Genomic DNA, 4,416 nt, shown 5'->3' with positions numbered 1-4,416 from the left:
AGCGGCGGCAGATCGTCGATCGCGATCGTCGCGGGGGCGGGCGCGTGGCGGCCACCGATTTTTCGGAGGTCGCGCCGATCAGCGGCTCCGAATGCACCGCCATCGATGCGTTCCGCGCGATCCGTTCGACCGACGGCGCGCGGCTGTCGGTCCCGCAGCGCAAGTTCGAGATGAGCGTGCTGCCCCCGGACAGCGCCTATGCAGGTAAAGTTGGCGGGCGCGCGGTCGTCAGTCTCGATCTCGCCAACCCGGGCCTCGACTTCGCGCTCTACGGCATCGAGCCAAGCGGCGCGATTTCGACGATCATCCCCAATCGCGCGACCTTTACGGGTCTGGAAAAGACCGGAACGCCAATCGCCGACCTGGGTGGCGACCGTTACCGCTTGCAGATCGATGCCGATCATAGCGGCTGGTCGGGCATTCTGTTGCTGACCGGCAAGGGCGGGTTTTCCGAAGGGTTGATGGATGGCAATCACGGCCCGCAATGGCAGGCGCAGTTCGCGAAGGCGGCCGCTGCAAATGGCTGGCAGGCCGAAATGGTGTGGTTCAAGATGGCTGACGAAGTGCGCGAATAACGCGCGATCTTCGGGCAGCCGGAGACGCCCGGCTCGGGTCCGTCCGCCAAGCCCGATTACGGGCTTTACGCCCCGAAACGACGCGCTGCCGGCCCACTCTTCGGCGCGGCATCGAGCGGCTGGTTTGCCGCGCATGGCCCGGAACAATTCTCACCCGGACACAAATATGTGGGCCTCCGCGGCCGGAAGAACCGTCGACATACCGATGCTTAAAAAATGGTGGACGCACTAGGGCTCGAACCTAGGACCCGCTGATTAAGAGCTTTACCAAATGGGTTCGCTGACGTCCATCGACGTCTTGTTTTCAATAGCTTATGTGCCAGACTGTCTCACTCAATCGCACGGTATTTCCGCCAAATGCTACCTAAGGTAGCGGCGGTGCTACCTAAACTGAGTGGAAATCAGCGGCTATGTCTCTAGGTAGCGGCAAAGGTAGCGCGGCACTCACCGACGCAAAGATTCGGGCGCTTCGGCCACCCGAGAGCGGACAGGCAGAGTATCTCGACGCAATCGTGCCAGGCTTGCGTTTGCGCGTTGGCGTGTCCGGCGCGAAGAGCTTCGTCCTGCGCAAGCGCGTCGCGGGCAAATACCGTAACATCACGCTCGGTCGCTACTCGGAGCGCCTGCCGCTCGCGGAGGCACGAAAGAAGGCACGGCAAATCTTGTCGGACGTCGAGATCAAGGCGGACCCCGTCGCGAGCTTGCCAAAGCCACAGAAGCGGACTGCGGCCGGCCACACGGTCAATTCGCTCTGGCCGGCCTACAAGCAAGCAAAGGCGCATCTGCGAGGGAGTGCCGAGATTGAGCGTATCTTCAAGCGTCACATCCTGCCTGAGTTCGGCGATCGAGCGGCCGATGGTATCACCCGAAGCGAGATCACGCATTTCATCGATGGGATTGCGAAGCGCTCGCCTGTCATGGCGCGGAACATCCTCTCGTATTTCTCGGCCTTCTACACCTGGGCGTTGCCCCGCCTCGACCGTCTGCCCGCGAATCCGTGCCGGGACGCCGGGCGGCCACCCAAGCCGAAGCCGCGCGAGCGAGTCCTGTCCGACAAGGAGATCGGTGCGCTGTGGCATGTGCTCGAAGGGGAGGGGGCGCCGTTCGGGCCTGCCATCAAGCTGCTCTTGCTGACAGGCCAGCGCCGCAATGAAGTGTTCGAGGCGGAACGGTCCGAATTCGACCTTGAGCGGCAGCTGTGGACCATTCCCGGAGAGCGCGCGAAGAACGGGGTGGCGCATCTCGTGCCGATGTCACCGCTCGTGCTCGAGATCGTGAAGTCGCTGATCGATCACGATCGCGGCGACAAGCTCATCCCGGCGCGCGGCAACTGGGAGGTGGGACCGAGCGGTTTTAGCAAGGCAATGACCCGTATCCGCGATGATCTGGAAAAGCATTTGGCAGAGCCCGTGCCGCACTGGACGCTGCACGACCTGCGTCGGACCATGGCTACCGGCTTGCAGCGGCTTGGCGTGCGGCTTGAGGTGACCGAGGCAGTGTTGAACCATCTCTCCGGGGCGCGTTCTGGCATTGTCGGCGTATACCAGCGGCACCACTATTTCGACGAAAAGCGTGCAGCTTTGACTGCGTGGTCGAAGGAGGTCCGGCGTCTCGCTTGCGCAGCATCGCAACGAAGGTCGAACCGTCGCCCAAGCCCGCGTTAGCGGTTCCTTCCCAGCTCCAGGTTCATGTGCGGACCTTCGGAAGCCGGCTCTTGGGCCGGTAGTCGCCTGTCCGCTTTTGGCGGGGCGATGCCGGTTAGCCGACGTTCTCCACGTAACCGCAAGATGCCCGCATCTCTTGAGCATTCCATGCGCATACAGAATTCCTTGGCGCGAGCGCCTCCGTAATCGATGGACAGGCCTTGTTTTTCGATCTCGGTTGCATCCAACTTAAGCGAGGTAGGCATTGGAAGAACGCATGCTCGCAGAGATCATTTTTGGGGCGATCGGAGAGGCCGTAGTGGGATACGCCGCCGACAAGGGCTTGCAGCTATTCAAGTCCGCCAACGCAAAGAAAGAAATTTCTGCAATCGGCGCCGCTGCCATTGAGGCGGGAATAACCAACGCTCCCGCCTTGGCAGAAGACTTGCGGTCCACCAGCTTCGTGTCAGGCGTATTTATTCCGCTTCTCCAGGCGACGATAAAAGACCCGTCCAGAGTGCCGGATGCTGACGCACTTGCCCGTGACTTTGTAGAAATGTTCGTCGAGCGCTTTGCGACCAACTCTTCTGCGGACGAAGTGCTCGTCCGCATTTTTCAAACCGAGCGGCCTCAGCTTCTAGCCGCATTTTCGAGCATCATTAGGGAGCTTCGTTCGCAGCTCTATGCATCGGAATTCTGGCGCGAATCCGCACACTATCTAGCGACAGAGCAAATCCTCTCTGAAACAGGTGTCATCCGCGCGATTTTGGAGCGGAGTGAGCGCGCCGAAAGCATTGCGTCTGTTGATCTAGAAGATGCGCGAAAAGACGCGAAGCAAGGCTCGACGGAGCTGCGCGACTGGCCGCGCGACATTTCAGGCGCCGAATTGCTCCGGCCGGAGCTTGATCGGCTTAAACGTCACTTTGAAAGCGCCAAGAGCGGGACAGCGCTTCTAATCGGCGAAGCTGGTTCGGGGAAATCGGCATTGTTGTCCAAGCTGACCGAGGATCTGGAAAGCGACGGACATGTGGTTTTCGGCATCAAAGCGGACACCCTCCCTCCCTCAGTGCAGACTATTGATGAGGTTGGGAAAGCGCTGGGTCTCGCGGGGCCTTTGTCTATCGAAATAGCGGCTCTGGCCAAGAATGGTCGGGTTTACCTGATAATCGATCAGCTCGACGCGGTGAGCGACGTCATGGACCGCTCATCCGAGCGAATGCGTTTGCTCCTTCGACTGGTCAAGGAGGTTCAAGATCAGTCCTTACCGGTTCACATTCTGGTTTCATCCCGCCCCTTTGAGGCGGCACACGATGCGAGATTTCAGCGCCTACGCGCGGAAGAATTCAAACTTGGCTTGCCCTCCGTCGATCAGATTATCAAGTTCCTCGGCGAGCTTGGGATCGACGGCGCCGCTCTTTCTGATCCACTAAAGCAGACGCTGCGCCGGCCATTCGCACTCAAGCTATTCGTGCAGCTAGTGCAGCGCGGAGTTGAACCTACGGGCGTCAAGAGCAGCGAATTGCTCGATCGCTGGCTTGCCACAGCGGACCTCGGCCCCGACGAATTGCGGGCACGCGCATTGGCTCTCATGACCAAGCTCGCCGAAGACATGCTGGAAACAGAAACGCTGTGGAGGCCACTCGATCAGTACGAGGCCGCCCATCAAGAGGCGATCGCCAGGTGCGAAGGGTGCGGCCTGCTCGTCCGTAGCGGAACCAAAATTGGTTTTAATCACCAATCTTGGCTCGACGATTTTCAGGCGCGGAGTTTTCGCACAGGCGGAGACTTGGCCGAATATGCGTGGCGAAACCAAGACAGTTTGTTCGTCCGCGCCACGGTTTTGCGCTCGCTCGAACGGCTACGATTAGTTGAGTTCGAAGCCTATGTCAGAGCGGTCAACGCGCTGCTTTGGACCAACAAAACTCGTCGTCATTTGAAACATCTGATTGCTGATGTGATCGGAACCGTCCGCGATCCGGATGCTCGTGAAGGAGCTTGGGTCGAAACTCTAATCCAGAAGGAGCCTATTCTCGCTAATCGTGCGCTCGGCACGATTTCCGATCAGTGGCCTGCATGGAGGCCTTTCCTGTCACGCTCCCTCGGCCCGCTAATGAAAGGGGATCAGTTTCATTGGCGAGCGGTATGAACCGCCCCGGGATTGCCGGAGGCGATTTGGTTTAAGTTACGCGGCCATGGGT

At 59.8% G+C, this 4,416-nt stretch carries 3 protein-coding genes; all 3 read left to right on the top strand.

Annotation, left to right across the window (positions count from 1 at the left end):
- Positions 1-575 (top strand): hypothetical protein (locus tag AX709_RS05035; protein WP_231727425.1); only part of this gene is annotated, 575 nt, incomplete at its 5' end.
- 410 nt (positions 576-985) lie between these two features.
- Positions 986-2,239, top strand: a complete 1,254-nt coding sequence (locus AX709_RS05030; RefSeq protein ID WP_082731633.1) for a tyrosine-type recombinase/integrase — start codon at positions 986-988, stop codon at positions 2,237-2,239.
- A 256-nt stretch (positions 2,240-2,495) separates the two neighbouring features.
- Entirely contained in the window at positions 2,496-4,364 is a 1,869-nt protein-coding gene (locus tag AX709_RS05025; RefSeq protein ID WP_066547510.1) for an NACHT domain-containing protein, read from the top strand.
- The last annotated feature ends 52 nt before the right edge of the window (positions 4,365-4,416 follow it).

Source organism: Sphingomonas sp. CCH15-F11 (assembly GCF_001557005.1).
Lineage (GTDB): Bacteria > Pseudomonadota > Alphaproteobacteria > Sphingomonadales > Sphingomonadaceae > Sphingomonas.
Note: the sequence above shows the minus strand (reverse complement) of the source record. Positions and strands in the feature narration are given on the sequence as shown.